Raw genomic sequence first — 16,445 nt, forward strand, 5'->3', positions numbered from 1 at the left:
AGTTGTTTCGCCATTTCTATTATAAAACCCTAATAAAAAAGCACGCCGGCGGCGTGCTTTAGGTTGATGAGATCGCGCTTATTGCGGATAAGGCACCCAGTCGCCGCCGTTCAGGCGAATGTAAGGCTTGCCCTGATATTGCATCACGATAGCGTTGTCGTTTTCGGAGATGACCGGGGTCTGCGGCAGCCCCTGCGTCAGTGTCTGCCAATCGACGCTGGATTCGCTGAAGACCTTGCCGTCCACCAGGCGCGACACCAGTTCAGACAGCGCCAGATAGCTGCTCGGCGTTTTGATCTGCAGTGGACTGCCCTGATGCGGTGCCTTCATGCCCACCAGTTTGATGCCGACCGGCGTATGGGTGATGTTCGGGCTGGGGATATCGCGCAGGCCGGACATCTGCATCTTGTCACCCACTAACGCCGCCCCGTGTTCCGGCACGATCACCACCACCACTTTGCGGCCGGATTTTTCCAGCTGATCGAGGAAGGTGTTCAGCTGATCGAACAGCTTCTGCGCGCGTGGCTGATAGTCGGCGCTCTTGTTGGCGCCGACGAAGCGGTTGCCGTCGTGCAGCGGGATGACGTTGAAGAAGGTAGCGGTGCGGCCGTCGCCGCCTTTTTGCTGCTGATCCAGCCAGCGGGTCAGCAATTCGAGATCGTTATAAATCGGCTCACTGTCGAACGACGTCAGCTCGTTGCCGATGCCGGCCTGCGACATTAACGGCGCCTGCATGTCGCCCTGTTCACGCAGCTCTTTCAGGTAGTTGCCGAATACCCCGGAGTGATCGAGCATCAGCTGTTCCTTGAAGCCGAGTTTTGTCAGGTTGTCGAATAGGTAACACTGCTGGTTCACCGGCTGGTACAAATCATGATGCGAAAGCTGGCCGCAGCTGGCGCGCAGCAACCGTATCGAGGCCGGGCCGCTGTAGGCGGTGGCCGAATTGAAGCTGTCGAACATGATATCCATCTTCGACCACAGCGGATGATTCTGCAGGTTGACCGCGTCCATATCGGCCCAGGCCAGCGAACAGATGTTGATCACCAGCAGATCGAACGGCTGGGCGTCGGCGGGCAAGGTGGTCGGGAACGCGGTGGCGCGGCCTTTTTCCCGGTCGTAGAACTGGTTCAGGTAGGCCGTCAGGTTGGCGCTGGTCGGCGGCAGGCTGTCCGCCGGCGCAGCGTCCCCCGCCGCCGGCGCGGCCGTGGCCGGCGTATTGGCGCTGCCGGCCGAGGCTGTGGAGGTCGAGGGCAGCAGTGAGACCGCCGGCCCGGCAATGTTGACGATATTGAGCCACACCAGCGCCGCCACGGTGAATACGGTGACGCGCACCCATTGCGCGACGAACAGGTAGGCGATAAACAGTACGAAGGCCGCGCCGATCATCTGCCAGTTGATAAAGCGGTTGACCAGTTCCAGCAGATACTGGGCGCTGAAGCCGGCCAGCTGCGACCCCTGGCTGAGAATGCTGTTGATGCCCGGCAGCCAGGTGTCGTGGTAGAACAAGGCGATGCCGATCGGGATGGCGAGGTAGTGGCGCCAGCGATGCAGGCGTTGCGAAGGGATCGGCATCAGCAGAAACGCCATGAACACCAGGTTCGGCAGCGCGTGGAAATTCAGGTAGCCGAACCACAGCAGGGCGAATTTAGCCAGAAAATAAAGGTTCCAGCCACCCAGCCCACGCCAGTAGCGCCACAGAGCGTTATCGGATTGCGTATTCGAGTTTCGATTCATGGCTGCTTCTTACGTTTAATCTGAGATGAGGAGCCAGTGCGCACCCACAAACCGGCGGATTTCAAATAGCGCGGCGATAACAACAGGTTTTGCCAGTATTGACGCAAATGCGGAAAACGCCGGTGAAAGGCGTAACCCAGCGGAATGAAGATCAGCGCGCACAGCAGGATCAGTTGCACGATATCGTTAAGGTTCAGCATGCGGTTCCTCCTGCGGGTCAAGCGACAGCGTGAAGGCGACCGGCTGCCGCCGTTCCACAGGTTCCTCGGCCACCGCCACGCTGGGGCGCGGCGCGGCGCCGGCGGTACCGGTAGCCGAAAGCTGCCAGTGCCCCTGGGCCATGCGTTTGATTTCCGAAACGATATCGACGTCCTGGTGCCACACCACCCGGTTGCTGAAGGCTTCATCCACCGGCAGCCGGAAGATGAACTTCAGCGCGGTATCCAGATCGTTGATGCGGCAGGTGGACAGGAACAGCACCAGCCGCCCCTGCACCACGGTCATCACGTCGCCGAACCGCCGCAGGTGGCACAGGGTCATCGCCTGTTCGGCGCGTAGGCCGGTGGCCGGGCGCAGCGCCACCATCACGCCTTTGCCGTCCTCAGGCAGCAGCGTGTTGCCCATCAGCGAAAGCACCGCCTGGCTGAACGCCTCCGGCCGCATATAGCCTTTGAGCTGCAGCGGGCGCAAACCGGCCAGCAACGCATCGATGTCGGCGGGCACATGGCGAGAGAAACGCTGCCCCTGGATGCCCTCGAGCATGGTGAGAAAACGCGACAGCGGCGCGACGTGCGGCACGATCAGATTGGCGCCGCAGGCCAGCAGCAGCCGTTCGTCGCTGTAGCGCAGGCTGGCGCTCATCTCGCGCACCGCGATTTTCAGGCCGCTGCCGCGGCTGCGTCGCAGGGTGTGGATCTGGTGCGCCAGGTGATCGATTTGGTCGCTTTGATACAACGCGAAAATCAACGTTGCCGAGAGTCTCAGCATGCCGTGCTGCGCCAGTTCGTCGTTGCTGTCCAACAGCTGCCAGTTGGCGGACAGCGGTGGCGCACCCTCCAGAATGCTGCGTTCGGCCAGATACTGACCTTCGTCGCTGCGCAAGGCGGTGGGGGAGGGTTGACTATTTTCATCCTCGCCTTGCCAGCCGCCTTGCGCGGCGTACAACGTCAGCAGTTGATTGGCGTTGATGCCGTTTTCGGTGCTCCACCAGTTCACCAGATATTGCGCGCTGTCCTGCTGCCATTGCAGGCTGGATAGGCCGTTCAGGATACGATGCTGTGCGCTGAGCTGCCCTTTAAGCTTATTGATGCCGCCGCCGTGGCTGAGGATCAACAGCGTGCAGCCCTGCCGCCGCAGCCAGGCGGCGAGGGTACGTGTCCACTCGCGCAGCTCTTCGGTGGTGAAGGTTTGCCACAGGCTGGCGTGGGCCAGCAGGATAAGCAAGCGATTCTGCGGCCGCAGGGCGCGCATCAGATCGTCGCTCAGCTGCGTCAGCGCGGCTTTTTTCTCTGGTAATTGATACAGCGGCAGCTTTTGCAAAGCGGGCGAAGCCAGCTCGGCCAGCAGGCTTTCGGGTTTGTCGCCGCTGCAGATCAGGGCGACTTTGTGAGTGGCCGGCTGGGCGGCGATCACCTGGCGACACAGCAACGCGGCGTCGCTTTGCCTGTCGATATTGATCCAATAGAGTCCCGGAGCCTGCATCACCGAGAGCTCTTCCCAAATCTGCCGAATGCCTAGAGAAAAAGAGTGCGCCATAGGATGTGTTCTACTTTCGTTGAAAGCCGACTAAAGGCGTTTATATTTAAAGATAGCCATTTTTACTCTGGCAATAACAAATATCCGACGCTATTCGGCAATATTTGTTGAGAATCATCTTATTGCCTGTCTCTTTTTGTATCGTTGCTATAGTTAATTAACATAGCCTATTTTCGCCAAGGCGGAAGAATGAATAACGCACCTACCCATTTTCGTGCAGCGGCACCTGGGGAGAGCCAGGATGACCTGCAGGCGCTCAGCCAGGCTTTTTCATTGCCGAAATTAAGCTATGTCGATATTTCGCGGCAGGAGCGGCTAACGCACATGATGACGCGCTGGTCACTGTTGGCCGAATTGGCGCAGACTGCGGGGAGCCATTGATCTATGCCGGTGATCGCGCTGCAAGGGCTGCGGGGTGGGATGGGGACGACGTCGGTCACGGCGGCGCTCGCCTGGGCGTTGCAGCAGCTGGGTGAGTCGGTGTTGGCGATCGATTTCACGCCGGATAATCTGCTGCGCTTGCATTTCAACACGCCGTTCGAACTGGCACGCGGCTGGGCCCGCGCGGAGCAGGACGGCGGCGGTTGGCAGGAAGGCGCGCTGCGTTATTGTGAAAACCTCGATTTTCTGCCGTTTGGCCGCCTGAATGCGGCGGAACGGCTGGAAGTGCAGCGTCAGTGTCAGCAGCTGCCCGAACGCTGGCGCGACAACCTGCGCCAACTGAGCGCCGGCGATCCGCAGCGCTGGATCCTATTGGATGTTCCGATCGGGGACGGCGCTCTGGCGCAGCAGGCGCTGCAGCTAGCCGACAGCGTGTTCATGCTGTTGAACCCCGACGCCAACTGCCAAGTGCGGCTCCATCAGCAGACGCTGCCGAACGACTGCCGGTTCCTGGTCAATCACTACTCCTCCGCCAGCCAGCTGCAGCAGGATTTGCATCAGCTGTGGCTGCAAACCCTGAGCGGTCTGTTGCCGGTGGTGATCCACCGCGATGAAGCGCTGGCGGAAGCGCTGGCGGTCAAACAGCCGCTGGGCGAGTACCGCCCCGAGAGTCTGGCGGCGGATGAAGTGCTGACGCTGGCCAACTGGTGCCTGATCAACCTCAAACGGGGTGTTGCGCCATGAGCCGGGTGCTGAGCCTGCTGCTGGTGCCGCCGGTGCGTCAGGCGGTGCAGGCGCGCTACCGCGGCTATCGCCGCAACGGCGCGTCGGCGTTGACCGCGTTTTTTGCCACGTTGCTGGTGGCGCTGGGGTGGATGCTGCTGCGCTTTGAATCACCGGCCTGGCAGCGTGTGCGTACCGGCCGCGCTTACTGGTTCCCGCACCTGTCCGCCGAACGCCCACGCCCGGCGGATGCGCTGCGCTATCTGCTGCAGGGCCTGTGGCTACTGCTGTTCCGCAGCGGCCGCGCGCCAGTGCAGCGTGACTATTTCGCTGGGTGGCGTCGGCTGCAGCAGCGCTACGCCGATTGGCTGCAGGGCCTGCCGCAGCGGCTGAAAAACGCCGGCGTGGAACAGCGTTCGGTAGAGCGCCTCGGCCGCATGAACCGCGGCATGCGACGCGCGCTGTTTATTCTGGTCGGCGTGCTGGCGGCGATCCTCGCCATGCTGTGCATCTCGCAACCGTTCGATCTGTCGGCGCAATTCGTGTTCGTCGTGCTGCTGTGGGGGATCGCGATGGTGGTGCGCCGGGTGCCGGGGCGCTTGCCTGCGCTGATGCTGATCGTGCTGTCGCTGACCGTCTCCTGCCGTTACCTGTGGTGGCGCTATACCGCCACGCTGAACTGGGACGATCCACTTAGCCTGGTGTGCGGCCTGTTGCTGTTGGTGGCGGAAACCTACGCCTGGGTGGTGCTGGTGCTGGGCTATTTCCAGACTATCTGGCCGCTTAATCGCCAGCCGGTGCCGTTGCCCGCTGACAGCGCGACCTGGCCAACCATCGATTTGATGGTGCCGACTTACAATGAGGACCTCGGGGTGGTGAAGCCGACCGTCTATGCGGCGCTGGGCATCGACTGGCCGAAGGAAAAGGTGAATATCTATATCCTTGATGACGGTAATCGCCCCGAATTCCGTGCGTTCGCCGCCGAAGTGGGGGTGAAATACATCGCCAGGCCGACCCACGAACATGCCAAGGCCGGCAACATCAACAACGCGTTGAAGCAGGCCACCGGCGAGTTCGTGGCGATTTTCGACTGCGACCACGTGCCGACGCGCTCTTTCCTGCAGCTGACCATGGGCTGGTTCTTCAAAGACAAAAAGCTGGCGATGCTGCAGACCCCGCACCACTTCTTCTCGCCGGATCCGTTCGAGCGCAACCTGGGGCGTTTCCGCCAGACGCCCAACGAGGGCACCTTGTTCTACGGGCTGGTGCAGGACGGCAACGACATGTGGGACGCCACCTTCTTCTGCGGCTCTTGTGCCATCTTGCGCCGCAGCGCGCTGGACGAGATCGGCGGCATCGCGGTGGAAACCGTCACCGAAGACGCCCACACCTCGCTGCGTTTGCACCGGCGCGGGCATACCTCGGCCTATATCCGCATTCCGCAGGCTGCCGGGCTGGCGACCGAAAGCCTGTCGGCGCACATCGGCCAGCGCATTCGCTGGGCGCGCGGCATGGTGCAGATCTTCCGGCTCGACAACCCGCTGCTGGGCAAGGGGCTGAAACTGGCGCAGCGCCTGTGCTACGCCAACGCCATGCTGCACTTCCTGTCGGGCATTCCGCGGCTGATCTTCCTCACCGCACCGCTGGCGTTTTTGCTGCTGCATGCCTACATCATCTTCGCGCCGGCGCTGGCGATCGCGCTTTATGTGCTGCCACACATGATCCACGCCAGCCTGACCAACTCGCGTATCCAGGGGAAATACCGCCATTCGTTCTGGAGCGAAATCTATGAAACGGTGCTGGCCTGGTATATCGCGCGGCCGACCACGGTGGCGCTGTTCAATCCGCACAAGGGCAAATTCAACGTCACCGCCAAGGGCGGGCTGGTGGAGGAGGAGCACGTCGACTGGGTGATCACCCGACCTTATATGTTCCTGGTGATCCTTAACCTGGCCGGGCTGGCGTTCGGCGCCTGGCGGCTGGCCTATGGCCCGACGGACGAGGTGATGACGGTGATCATCAGCCTGGTGTGGGTGCTGTACAACATGACCATTCTCGGCGGCGCGGTGGCGGTGGCGGTAGAGGCCAAGCAGGTGCGTCAGGCGCACCGCGTGGAGATCGCCATGCCGGCGGCGATCGCGCGTGCCGACGGCCACCTCTACCCCTGCACGCTGCGCGATTACTCCGACGGCGGCGTGGGCATTGAGATGCGAGTGGAAAACGCGTTGAAAGACGGCGACAAAGCCTCGCTGCTGCTCAAGCGTGGCCAGCAGGAGTACAGCTTCCCCTGCGTGGTGACGCGCGCCTTCGGCAACAAGGTGGGGGTGCGCCTGGTCGACCTCTCCACCCGTGAACACATCGATTTCATTCAGTGCACCTTCGCCCGCGCCGATACCTGGGCGCTGTGGCAGGACGGGTTCCCTGAAGACCGGCCGATCGAAAGCCTGCGCGACGTGCTGGCGCTGGGCTTCCGGGGCTATGTGCGCATGGCGGATTACGCGCCGCCGCTGGTGCGCGGTCTGCTGGTCGGGGTCACGTCGCTGACCGCCTGGGTCGTGTCGTTTATTCCGCGCGGCGTCGGCAGGGATCCGACCTTGGGTCAACAAGAAACAGTGGGTTAGCTGCGAGTTCAACCGCCCGCTCACTCGCCCGGTGAACAGGCTCCAACATTGATGATGATACGATGACGCGAAAAATAACCTGGTTAACTGCTCTGGCCTTAGGCATCAGTACCCTGTCGCAGGCCGAAACCGCCACCGCGCCGACCGTGGCGGCCCAGCCGCCGATCGCCGCGGCGGCCGATACGGCGACCGCGCCACCGCTGGCCACCGCACCGCAGGATCCGAATGCGCCGGTGCGCGACGTATCGCTGTCGTTTGCGCAGATAGCGCCGCCGCCGGGCACCTTTGTTCTGCGCGGCACCCGGCCGGACGGACAGATCGAATTCGGCGTGCGCAGCGATGAGGTGGTCTCGCAGGCGATGCTCGATATGGAGTTTACGCCGTCACCGGCGCTGATCCCGGTGGAGTCGCACGTCAAGGTCTATCTGAACGACGAACTGATGGGCGTAACCACCCTCGCCAAAGAGCAACTGGGCAAGCCCAATCGCATCCAGATGGTGATCGATCCCCGCTATATCACCGATTTTAACCGCGTAAGGCTGGTGTTCGTCGGTCATTATCAGAACATCTGCGAAAACCCGGCCAGCACCTCGCTGTGGCTCGACGTCAGCAAGTCCAGCGCGCTGAAGCTGCGTTTCCAGACGCTGCCGGTGAAAAACGAGCTGTCGCACTTCCCTGAGCCGTTCTTCGACAGCCGTGACAATCGGCCGCTGACGCTGCCGATGGTGTTCGCCGGCCAGCCTGACCTCACCCAGCAGCGCGCGGCGGGTATTCTGGCCTCCTGGTTCGGCAGCAAGGCGCAGTGGCGCGGGCAATCCTTCCCGACGCTGTACAACGCGCTGCCGACGCAGCACGCGGTGGTGTTCGCCACCAACTCGCAGCGCCCGGATTTCCTGCGTGATTATCCGGCGGTCAACGGCCCGACGGTGGAGATGATCAGCCACCCCGACAATCCGTACGTCAAACTGCTGTTGATTCAGGGGCGTGACGACAACGATTTGATCACCGCGGTGAAGGGCATCGCGCAGGGCAACATTCTGTTCCGCGGCCAGAACGTGACGGTGGACAAGGTGGAACAGCTCGCGCCGCGCCAGCCTTACGACGCGCCGAACTGGGTGCGCACCGATCGGCCGATGACCTTCGCCGAGCTGCAGCAATATGCCGAACAGCTGCAAACCAGCGGCATCGAGCCTGGCCCGATTTCGCTGACCATGAACCTGCCGCCGGACCTGTTCCTGATCCGCAGCACCGGCATCGATATGCACCTGAAATACCGCTATACCGCGCCGCGCATTCAGGACGGTTCGCGGCTGAGCGTCAGCCTGAACAACCAGTTCGTGCAGGCTTACTCGCTGGTGCCGGAACACGAACAGGGCGCGCAGCTGCTGCGCCTGCCGTTGACGCAGGGGCTGCTCGACTCCGACAAGAACGTCAATATCCCGGCGCTGCGGCTGGGGGCTACCAACCAGCTGCGCTTTGACTTTGACTACACCACGCTGCTGGCCAGCGGCGCGGAAGGGCGCTGCGAAACCTATTCCTTCACGCAAAACCACGCGGTGATCGACGGTGCGTCTACCATCGATTTCTCCGGCTACCGCCACTTTATGGCGATGCCGGACCTGCGCGCCTTCGCCAACGCCGGCTTCCCATTCAGCCGCCTGGCGGATCTGTCGCAAACGCTGGTGTTGGTGAACCAGAAACCGCAGCCGGCGCAGGTCAGCGCGCTGCTGAACGCGCTGGGTGTGATCGGCGCGCAAACCGGTTATCCGGCGCTGGCCTTCACGCTGAGCGACGACTGGTCGCAGGCCAAGGATCGCGACGACGACATCCTGATGGTCGGCACCATTCCGCCGGCGCTGCGCGACGACAAGAAAATCAGTCTGCTGGTGGACGCGACCCAAAGCTGGGTGAAACAGCCGACGCGGCAGCCGCCGCTGCCGAGTGCGGAAGTGCTGGCAGAGGACACCAAGCCGGACAGCAAGACCACCGTCAGCTCCGAGGGCGCAATGTCGGCGATCATCGGCGTACAGTCGCCGTTCAACGACCAGCGCAGCATCGTGGCGCTGTTGGCGGACAGCCCGCGCGGCTATGAGCTGCTCAACAATGCCCTGCTGGACAGCGGCAAGCGCGCCGCGGTGTTTGGTTCGGTGGCGGTGATCCGCGAATCAGGGGTCAACAGCCTGCGCGTCGGCGATATTTACTATGTCGGCCACCTGCCGTGGTGGGAGCGGCTGTGGTATGCCCTCTCCACCCATCCGGTCCTGCTGGCGGTGATCGCGGTGGTGCTGGTGGTGATCCTGGGGCTGATGCTGTGGCGCGGCCTGAAGGCCTTCAGCCGGCGTCGTCTGGCGCCTGAAGATCGGGATTGACGGCGGTGAGCGCGATGCTGCAACGCCTGTCGCTCGGCATGCTGCTGCTGTGTGCGTTCAGCGCGGCGGCGGTCTGCGAGTGGCCGGGCTGGCAACAGTACAAGCAATTCTACATCAGCCCGCAGGGGCGGGTGATCGATCCGAGCAGTCCGAACAAGATCACCACCTCCGAGGGACAGAGTTACGGCCTGTTCTTCGCTCTGGTGGCCAACGACCGGCCGACCTTCGATCGGCTGTTGGCCTGGACGGAGAACAACCTGGCGGCGGGCGATCTCAGCGCCCGTTTGCCCGCCTGGCTGTGGGGCGAGAGCGACGACAAGCAGTGGAAGGTGCTGGACGCCAACTCGGCGTCAGATGCCGATCTGTGGATCGCTTATAACCTGCTCGAAGCCGGCCGCCTGTGGAAAAGCCGGCGTTATCAAACCCTGGGAACGCTGCTGCTGCAACGCATCGGCCGCGAGGAAGTGGCCGACATCCCCGGCCTGGGCCTGATGTTGCTGCCGGGCAAAGTCGGGTTTGTGGCGGAAGATCGCTGGCGGCTGAACCCCAGCTACCTGCCGCCGCAGCTGCTGGCGCGTTTTGCGGCGCTGAACGGCCCGTGGCGCGCGATGCGCCAGGTCAATCAGCGGCTGTGGCTGGACAGCGCGCCGCACGGCTTCTCACCGGACTGGGTGGTGTGGCGAGTCGGCACCGGCTGGCAGCCGGATACCGTCAAGCCGAACGTCGGCAGCTACGACGCGATTCGGGTCTATCTGTGGGCCGGCATGCTGGCGGACGACGATGAGCATAAGGCGGCGCTGCTCGCACGCTTCCAGCCGATGGCGCAGCTCACCGCCAAACAGGGTGTGCCGCCGGAGAAAACCGATACCGCCAGCGGCAAAACCACCGGTGACGGCCCGGTCGGCTTTTCCGCCTCAATGCTGCCGATGTTGGCGACGCAGGCCGAGGCGCTGGCGACACAGCGGCAACGCATCAGCGAACATCCGCCGGGTGACGACGCTTATTTCAGCGCCTCGCTGACGCTGTTCGGTCAGGGGTGGGATCAACAACGTTATCGCTTTAATCGTCAGGGTGAATTGCAACCCTCGTGGGACGGCCAATGCACAACTTCAAAATAAACTGGCTGAATTTGATTCCGCTGAGCCTGGCGATGCTGCCGCAGGCGCGCGCCGCGGAGGCCGTGGCCCCGGAGCAGTGGCTGCTGGAGCAGGTGCGCATTGGCGAGGCCGGCAACAAGGACGATCTGGTGCGCCAGTCGCTGTACCGGCTCGAGCTGATGGATCCGAATAACCCGGACGTGATCGCCGCGCGTATGCGTTTGGCGCTGCGGCAGGGCAACATGGCGCTGGCGCAACAGCAGTTGGACAAGCTGAAAACTCTCGCGCCGCAGTCCAGCGCCTATCGCCAGGCGCAAATGAACATGCTGCTGACCCAGCCGGAAACCCGGCAAAAGCTGCAGCAGGCCCGCCTGATGGCGACCGCCGGCCGGCTGCCGGAGGCCAAGGCGCAGTACGATGCGCTGTTCCACGGCGAGCCGCCGACGCTCGATCTGGCGGTGGAGTATTGGCGGCTGGTGGCGCGTTTGCCGGGGCAGGAGGCGAAGGCGTTAAAGCAGTTGCAGGCGCTGGACCAGCAATATTCCGGCAACGTGGCGCTGCGCATGTCGCTGGCGCGTATGCTGTTCAGTCAGAATCAGGACGCGCAGGCCTATGAACTGCTGCAGAAGATCGCCGCCGATCCGGCCGGGCGCGGCGATGCCGCCGATCTGTGGCTGGACAAGGTCAAAGCGATGCCGGTCAGCGCGCAAAGCGTGGCGGCGCTCAACCGTTTCCTCGGCGTGTTCGACACCGGCGATCAGGCGACCCGCGCCCGTGAAGAGCTGGCCAGACAGCAGAAACTGTTGGCCGATCCGGCTTATCAGGCGCGGGTGCGCGGCCTGGCACAGGTGGATAAAGGCGGCAGCCGGGCGGCCATTCCTGAGTTGCAAAAGGCGTTGGCGGCGACGCCGAACGACGCCGAGGTGCTGGGCGCGCTCGGCCAGGCCTATTCACGCGCCGGTGACCGCCCGCAGGCGCTGAAGCTGTTTCGCCAGGCGCTGGCGGCCGACAAGAATGGCTACGGCAGCGGCAAATGGCAAAGCCTGATCAAGAGCACCGGCTACTGGCTGGCGATCGACGAGGGCGACAAAGCGCTCAAGGCCGGCAATCTCGCGCTGGCCCGGCAGAAATATCAGCAGGCGCGCCAGCTCGACGACAGCGACGGCGATGCGTTTATCGGCCTGGGCGATGTGGCGGTGGCGAGCAAGGATGACGCCGCGGCGGAAGGGTTTTATCAGCAGGCGTTGCGGCGCGACCCCGGCAACGGCAGCGCGCTGCGCGGCCTGGTGAATATCTATCAACGGCAGTCGCCGGAAAACGCGCTGGCCTACCTCAGCGGCCTGCCGCGCAGCCAACAGGCCAAGCTGCGCAGCACCCTCGACGGGCTGCGGCTCGATATGTTGAAACAGCAGGCGGAGGCGCTGGCGGCGCAGCAACAGTGGCAACAGGCGGTGGAAATTTATCGCCGCGCCCAGGCGATGGATCCCGACGATGTCTGGCTGACCTATCGCTACGCGCAGGCGCTGCGTCAGGCTGGGCAGCCGCAGCAGGCGGACGCTCTGTTCCGGCAGCTGGCGCAGCGCCTGCATGCCAATCCGCAGCTGACCTACGCCTATGCGCTCTATCTTTCCGGCAGCGATCGCGACAGGCAGGCGCTGGCGCAGCTCAATACGCTGCCGGCGGCGCAGTGGAACGACAATATGCGCGAACTGGCGCAGCGGCTGAAAATGCAGGCGATAATCGAACAGGCCGAACGGCTGCGGGCGGCCGGTGACGAACCGGCGGCGGAAGCCTATCTGCGCCGGCAGCCGGCGGACACCCGCATCGATTTGCTGCTCGCCGACTGGGCGCTGGCGCGCGGGGAGTATGCGGCGGCGCTGGACGACTATCAGCGGGTGAAACGCCGTGAACCGAACAATCCGGATGCGCAGCTGGGCGAGATCGAAGCCTATGTGGCGCAGGGAGATCTTGACGCGGCGCGCCAGCGGCTGAAAACCGAACCGCAGCCGCAAGACGCTTCGCTCAACAGCCAACGGCGGGTTGCCAACGCCTGGAGTGCGGTCGGCGATGCGCAGCAGGCCGACGCGCTCTTCGGCCGGCTGAAAACGGCGGCGGCTTCAGAACCCGTCGGGCAGACCAAGGCGCTGATCTACCGTGACGCCGCCCGTCTGGAGCGGGCTCAGCAACAGCCTGAGCGGGCGCAGCAGGATTTCCGGCAGGCGATGGTGGCCGGCGGCATCACGCCGACGCTGCCGCAGGATAATGACAGCTACACTTATTTGATGCGCAATAACGCGGGCGACGACTGGCTGAAACGCGGCATCCGCTCCGACGCCGCGGATCTGTATCGACAGCAAGACGTGAACGTCACGCTCGATCACGATTACTGGCGCTCGAGCGGTACCGGCGGCATTTCCGATTTCAACGCGCACGACACCATGCTGCAGGTGGACATGCCGCTGTATGACGGGCGCGCCTTCTTGCGCACTGACACCGTGCAGCTGGATGCCGGCCGCTTCTCGACCGACGGCAGCGGCCACTATTACGAGACCTTCGGCACTTGCAACACGCAAGGGTGCCGCGGCGATGAACACCAGAAAACCACCGGCACCAGCGTGGCGGCCGGTTGGAAAAACGATCGCTGGGCCGCCGATATCGGCACGACGCCGATGGGCTTTGAGGTGGTCGACTGGACCGGCGGCCTGGCCTACAGCGGCGACTGGAACCACATCGGTTGGACGCTGGCGGCCTCGCGGCGGCCGATCTCCAGCTCGCTGCTGGCGTTCGGCGGTGCCAAAGATCCGAACACCGGTATCACCTGGGGCGGCGTGCGCGCCACCGGCGTCAGCCTGAGCGCCAGCTACGATCGCGGCGAGGCGAACGGCGTGTGGGCAGATCTCAGCGCGCACCAGATTACCGGCAAGAATGTGGCGGACAACCAGCGGCAGCGGTTGATGGCCGGTTACTACTACAAGCTGATCAACGAAGACAATCGCCGCCTGAGCGTCGGGCTCAATACCATGCTGTGGCATTACCAGAAGGATTTGAGTGGTTATTCGCTGGGGCAGGGCGGCTATTACAGCCCGCAGCAATATCTGTCTCTGTCGCTGCCGGTCAACTACCGTCAGCGCACCGAGAACTGGTCGTGGGAGCTGGGCGGTTCGGTTTCGCTGTCCCATTCCAAAACCGACAGCCAGCGCCGTTATCCACTGCAGGGGCTGATCCCGGATTCGTTGCCCGATAAGTTCGCCGTCGAGGACGGCAGCTCCTCAAGCGGCGTCGGTTATACCCTGCGGGCAATCGTCGAACGCCGTCTCAGTTCGCACTGGACGCTCGGCGCCGGCATCGACATTCAACAGGCGAAGGACTATACGCCGAGCCACGCGTTGATTTATCTGCGCTATTCCCTGGCCGGCTGGCAGGGGGATCTCGATTTGCCGCCGCAGCCGCTGACGCCTTACGCCGACTTTAAGTAGTCGGAAGAGGAAAGATTCGGAGTGTCGGACGCCGGGGAGTTTTGTTACCCTGTGTCCGGGTCGTGTTTGTTCGCTTTAGGAAAAGACTGAAACCCGCGATTTTCTTGGTTTTGCCTGCGGCATAGCCAGATAAAAACAGCCGATGATCGAGTATACTCAGCCCGGTTCGAGGGGGCGGGTGAGAGTCAGCCCCCTTTTTGTTTTAGCCCGATTTCACGGAGAGCAGGTTTGCGGGTCAGGCGTTCGTTAACGATTAAGCAGATGGCGACAGTGTCCGGCGTGGCGCTGGTCACGATCTGCATCTTTATCGTGATCCAGTTATTCCACTTTGTGCAGCAGCGCAGGGATGACTACGCCCAGCAACTGGAGAATATCGCTCACTCCGTGCGCCAGCCGCTGGCGGAAGCGGTGCTGCGGATGGACGTGCCGGAAGCCAAAAGGGTGCTGAACACCCTGTTGCCGGTCGGCATTCTCAGCCGGGCGGATATCGTCTTGCCGAACGAGTTTCAGGCGCTGCACGCCAATTTCCCGCCGGAGCGGCCGGTGCCGACGCTGATCGCCCGGCTGTTTGAACTGCCTATCCAAATTTCCGTGCCGCTCTATTCGCTGGAACGGGTGCCGGCCAACCAGCAGCCGCTGGCCTATCTGGTGCTGCAGGCCGATTCGTTCCGCATGTACCAGTTTATCCTCAGCATTTTGTCGACCATGCTGTCGACCTACCTGCTGCTGGCGCTGATCCTGTCGGTGGCCATCACCTGGTGCATGAACCGGTTGATGGTGCACCCGCTGCGCGCGATGGCCAAAGAGCTGGAGAACATCTCGCAGGACGAAGCGCCCTATCACCAACTGATGCTACCGGCGCTGCACCAGGACGACGAGCTCGGCCTGCTGGTGCGCAACTACAACCGCAATCAACAGACGTTGGCCAAGGCGCATGCCGACATGAGCCGCCTGAGCACCCGCCACCCGGTGACCGAATTGCCAAATCCGGCGTTGCTGAACGCGTTGCTGGAACAGCATATCGCCTCCAGCCTGCGCCCCGAGCGTTTTAACCTGTTGGTGATCGGCATCGAGACGCTGCATGAAGCGTCTGGCGTGATGAGCCCGGCGATGCGTGAAGCGTTGCTGCTGGCGTTGGCGAAGAAGCTGCGCGGCTGCATCGACGAAAACGGCGTGCTGGCACAGCTGAGCAATACCGAATTCGCCATTCTGGCCAAGGGCATCGAGCGGCCGTTCCACGCCATGCAGCTGGCGCGGCGTATCATGGCGGAGATCAACGCGCCGTTGACGCTGGAAGGTTTGGCGCTGCGGCCCAACGCCAGTATCGGCATCGCGCACTACCTCAATCAGGGGGAGAGTGCGGAACAGCTGCTGCGCAGCGCCACCTCGGCGATGATGTCCGCGCACCGCGAAGGAAAAAATCAAATCCTGTTCTTCGAGCCCAGCCTGACGGAACGCACGCAGAAGCGGTTGACCCAGGAGAGCGAGATCTTGCACGGCATCGAGCAGCGGCATTTCACGCTGTTCCTGCAGCCGCAGATCGATATGCAGTCCAACGAGGTGATCGGCGCCGAAGCGCTGCTGCGTTGGCAGCAGTATGACGGCAGCTATACCCTGCCGGCCGACGTTATCCCGCTGGCGGAAGAGCTGGGTGTGATCGTGCCTCTCGGCAACTGGGTGTTGGAAGAGTCCTGCCGCATCCTGGCGGACTGGCAGCAACGCGGCATTGCGCTGCCGCTGGCGGTCAACGTTTCCGGTATTCAGATGCAACATGAGGCGTTTGTTCCGCATCTGAAAAACCTGCTGGCGCAGTATCGGATCGATCCGCGCAAGCTGCTGCTGGAGATCACCGAGACGGTACGCATCGACGATCTCGACCACGCGCTGGCGCTGCTGCGTGAGCTGCACGATCTGGGATTGTCTATCGCGCTAGATGACTTCGGCATGGGCTACTCCAGCCTGGAGTACCTGAACCGGTTGAAATCCCTGCCGATCGATTTGATCAAAATCGACCGCAGCTTCATTCAGGGGCTGCCGGCCGACGATGCGATGGCGCGTATCGTCAGTTCGATCTCCGAAGTGCTGGCGTTACCGGTGATGGCCGAAGGCGTGGAAAACGCCGGGCAGCGCGACTGGCTGCTGCAGCACGGCATTCGCAGCGGGCAAGGATTCCTGTTCGCCCGGCCGCTGCCGCGCGAAGCGTTCGAAGCCGAGTTTTGCCGCGCGGCGCCGTGAGCGCCGCGTGACCTTTCCGGTACTTTTCCCCGTCCGAAAATCGCTATTCTTTAT

10 protein-coding genes are annotated in these 16,445 nt (G+C 63.0%); 7 read left to right on the forward strand and 3 right to left on the reverse strand.

The window, feature by feature from the left end; all coding sequences use genetic code 11:
- Positions 1–78: 78 nt before the first annotated feature.
- From bcsG to bcsE, 3 genes are read right to left on the reverse strand one after another with little or no spacing between them, the layout of a single operon-like run.
- Positions 79–1,734, reverse strand: a complete 1,656-nt coding sequence (gene bcsG, locus WA302_RS22420) for a cellulose biosynthesis protein BcsG (protein WP_261456756.1) — start codon at positions 1,732–1,734, stop codon at positions 79–81.
- Entirely contained in the window at positions 1,731–1,934 is a 204-nt protein-coding gene (bcsF, locus tag WA302_RS22425; protein WP_004934139.1) for a cellulose biosynthesis protein BcsF, read from the reverse strand. The genes bcsG and bcsF overlap by 4 nt, the downstream gene beginning before the upstream one ends.
- Positions 1,921–3,489: a cellulose biosynthesis protein BcsE gene (gene bcsE / locus WA302_RS22430; RefSeq protein ID WP_149570506.1), complete on the reverse strand. Its 1,569-nt coding sequence runs from the start codon at positions 3,487–3,489 to the stop codon at positions 1,921–1,923. Before bcsE ends, bcsF begins: the two co-directional genes overlap by 14 nt.
- A 189-nt stretch (positions 3,490–3,678) precedes the next feature.
- Here bcsE and bcsR point away from each other — a divergent pair, with 189 nt between their 5' ends.
- From bcsR to hmsP, 7 genes are all read left to right on the forward strand, one after another.
- Positions 3,679–3,870 (forward strand): cellulose biosynthesis protein BcsR, encoded by a 192-nt coding sequence (gene bcsR, locus WA302_RS22435; RefSeq protein WP_025304843.1) that lies wholly within the window; start codon positions 3,679–3,681, stop codon positions 3,868–3,870.
- Between the two features lie 3 nt (positions 3,871–3,873).
- Entirely contained in the window at positions 3,874–4,614 is a 741-nt protein-coding gene (gene bcsQ / locus WA302_RS22440; RefSeq protein ID WP_025304844.1) for a cellulose biosynthesis protein BcsQ, read from the forward strand.
- The gene (gene bcsA, locus WA302_RS22445) at positions 4,611–7,214 is read left to right on the forward strand and encodes a UDP-forming cellulose synthase catalytic subunit (RefSeq protein ID WP_025304845.1); all 2,604 of its coding nucleotides are present in this window, start codon (positions 4,611–4,613) and stop codon (positions 7,212–7,214) included. The genes bcsQ and bcsA overlap by 4 nt, the downstream gene beginning before the upstream one ends.
- Positions 7,215–7,276: 62 nt before the next feature.
- A complete protein-coding gene (bcsB, locus tag WA302_RS22450; protein WP_089181522.1) occupies positions 7,277–9,583 on the forward strand; it encodes a cellulose biosynthesis cyclic di-GMP-binding regulatory protein BcsB in 2,307 nt (768 codons plus the stop codon).
- Positions 9,584–9,588: 5 nt separating this feature from the next.
- Positions 9,589–10,701: a cellulose synthase complex periplasmic endoglucanase BcsZ gene (gene bcsZ, locus WA302_RS22455; RefSeq protein ID WP_043142331.1), complete on the forward strand. Its 1,113-nt coding sequence runs from the start codon at positions 9,589–9,591 to the stop codon at positions 10,699–10,701.
- Positions 10,683–14,156, forward strand: a complete 3,474-nt coding sequence (gene bcsC, locus WA302_RS22460; protein WP_261456757.1) for a cellulose synthase complex outer membrane protein BcsC — start codon at positions 10,683–10,685, stop codon at positions 14,154–14,156. The genes bcsZ and bcsC overlap by 19 nt, the downstream gene beginning before the upstream one ends.
- Before the next feature lie 228 nt (positions 14,157–14,384).
- Positions 14,385–16,391 (forward strand): biofilm formation regulator HmsP, encoded by a 2,007-nt coding sequence (gene hmsP, locus WA302_RS22465; protein ID WP_025304849.1) that lies wholly within the window; start codon positions 14,385–14,387, stop codon positions 16,389–16,391.
- Positions 16,392–16,445: the final 54 nt, after the last annotated feature.

The sequence above is a fragment of the Serratia sp. 201 genome (assembly GCF_037027545.1).
Classification (GTDB): domain Bacteria; phylum Pseudomonadota; class Gammaproteobacteria; order Enterobacterales; family Enterobacteriaceae; genus Serratia; species Serratia bockelmannii.

What these genes read in the sequence shown, in the direction of transcription:
- bcsB (WP_089181522.1), top strand. Translation starts at nt 7,277, where the DNA reads ATGACGCGAAAAATAACCTGGTTAACTGCTCTGGCCTTAGGCATCAGT.
- bcsR (WP_025304843.1), top strand. Translation starts at nt 3,679, where the DNA reads ATGAATAACGCACCTACCCATTTTCGTGCAGCGGCACCTGGGGAGAGC.
- bcsF (WP_004934139.1), bottom strand. Translation starts at nt 1,934, where the DNA reads ATGCTGAACCTTAACGATATCGTGCAACTGATCCTGCTGTGCGCGCTG.
- bcsG (WP_261456756.1), bottom strand. Translation starts at nt 1,734, where the DNA reads ATGAATCGAAACTCGAATACGCAATCCGATAACGCTCTGTGGCGCTAC.
- bcsC (WP_261456757.1), top strand. Translation starts at nt 10,683, where the DNA reads ATGCACAACTTCAAAATAAACTGGCTGAATTTGATTCCGCTGAGCCTG.
- bcsQ (WP_025304844.1), top strand. Translation starts at nt 3,874, where the DNA reads ATGCCGGTGATCGCGCTGCAAGGGCTGCGGGGTGGGATGGGGACGACG.
- bcsA (WP_025304845.1), top strand. Translation starts at nt 4,611, where the DNA reads ATGAGCCGGGTGCTGAGCCTGCTGCTGGTGCCGCCGGTGCGTCAGGCG.
- bcsE (WP_149570506.1), bottom strand. Translation starts at nt 3,489, where the DNA reads ATGGCGCACTCTTTTTCTCTAGGCATTCGGCAGATTTGGGAAGAGCTC.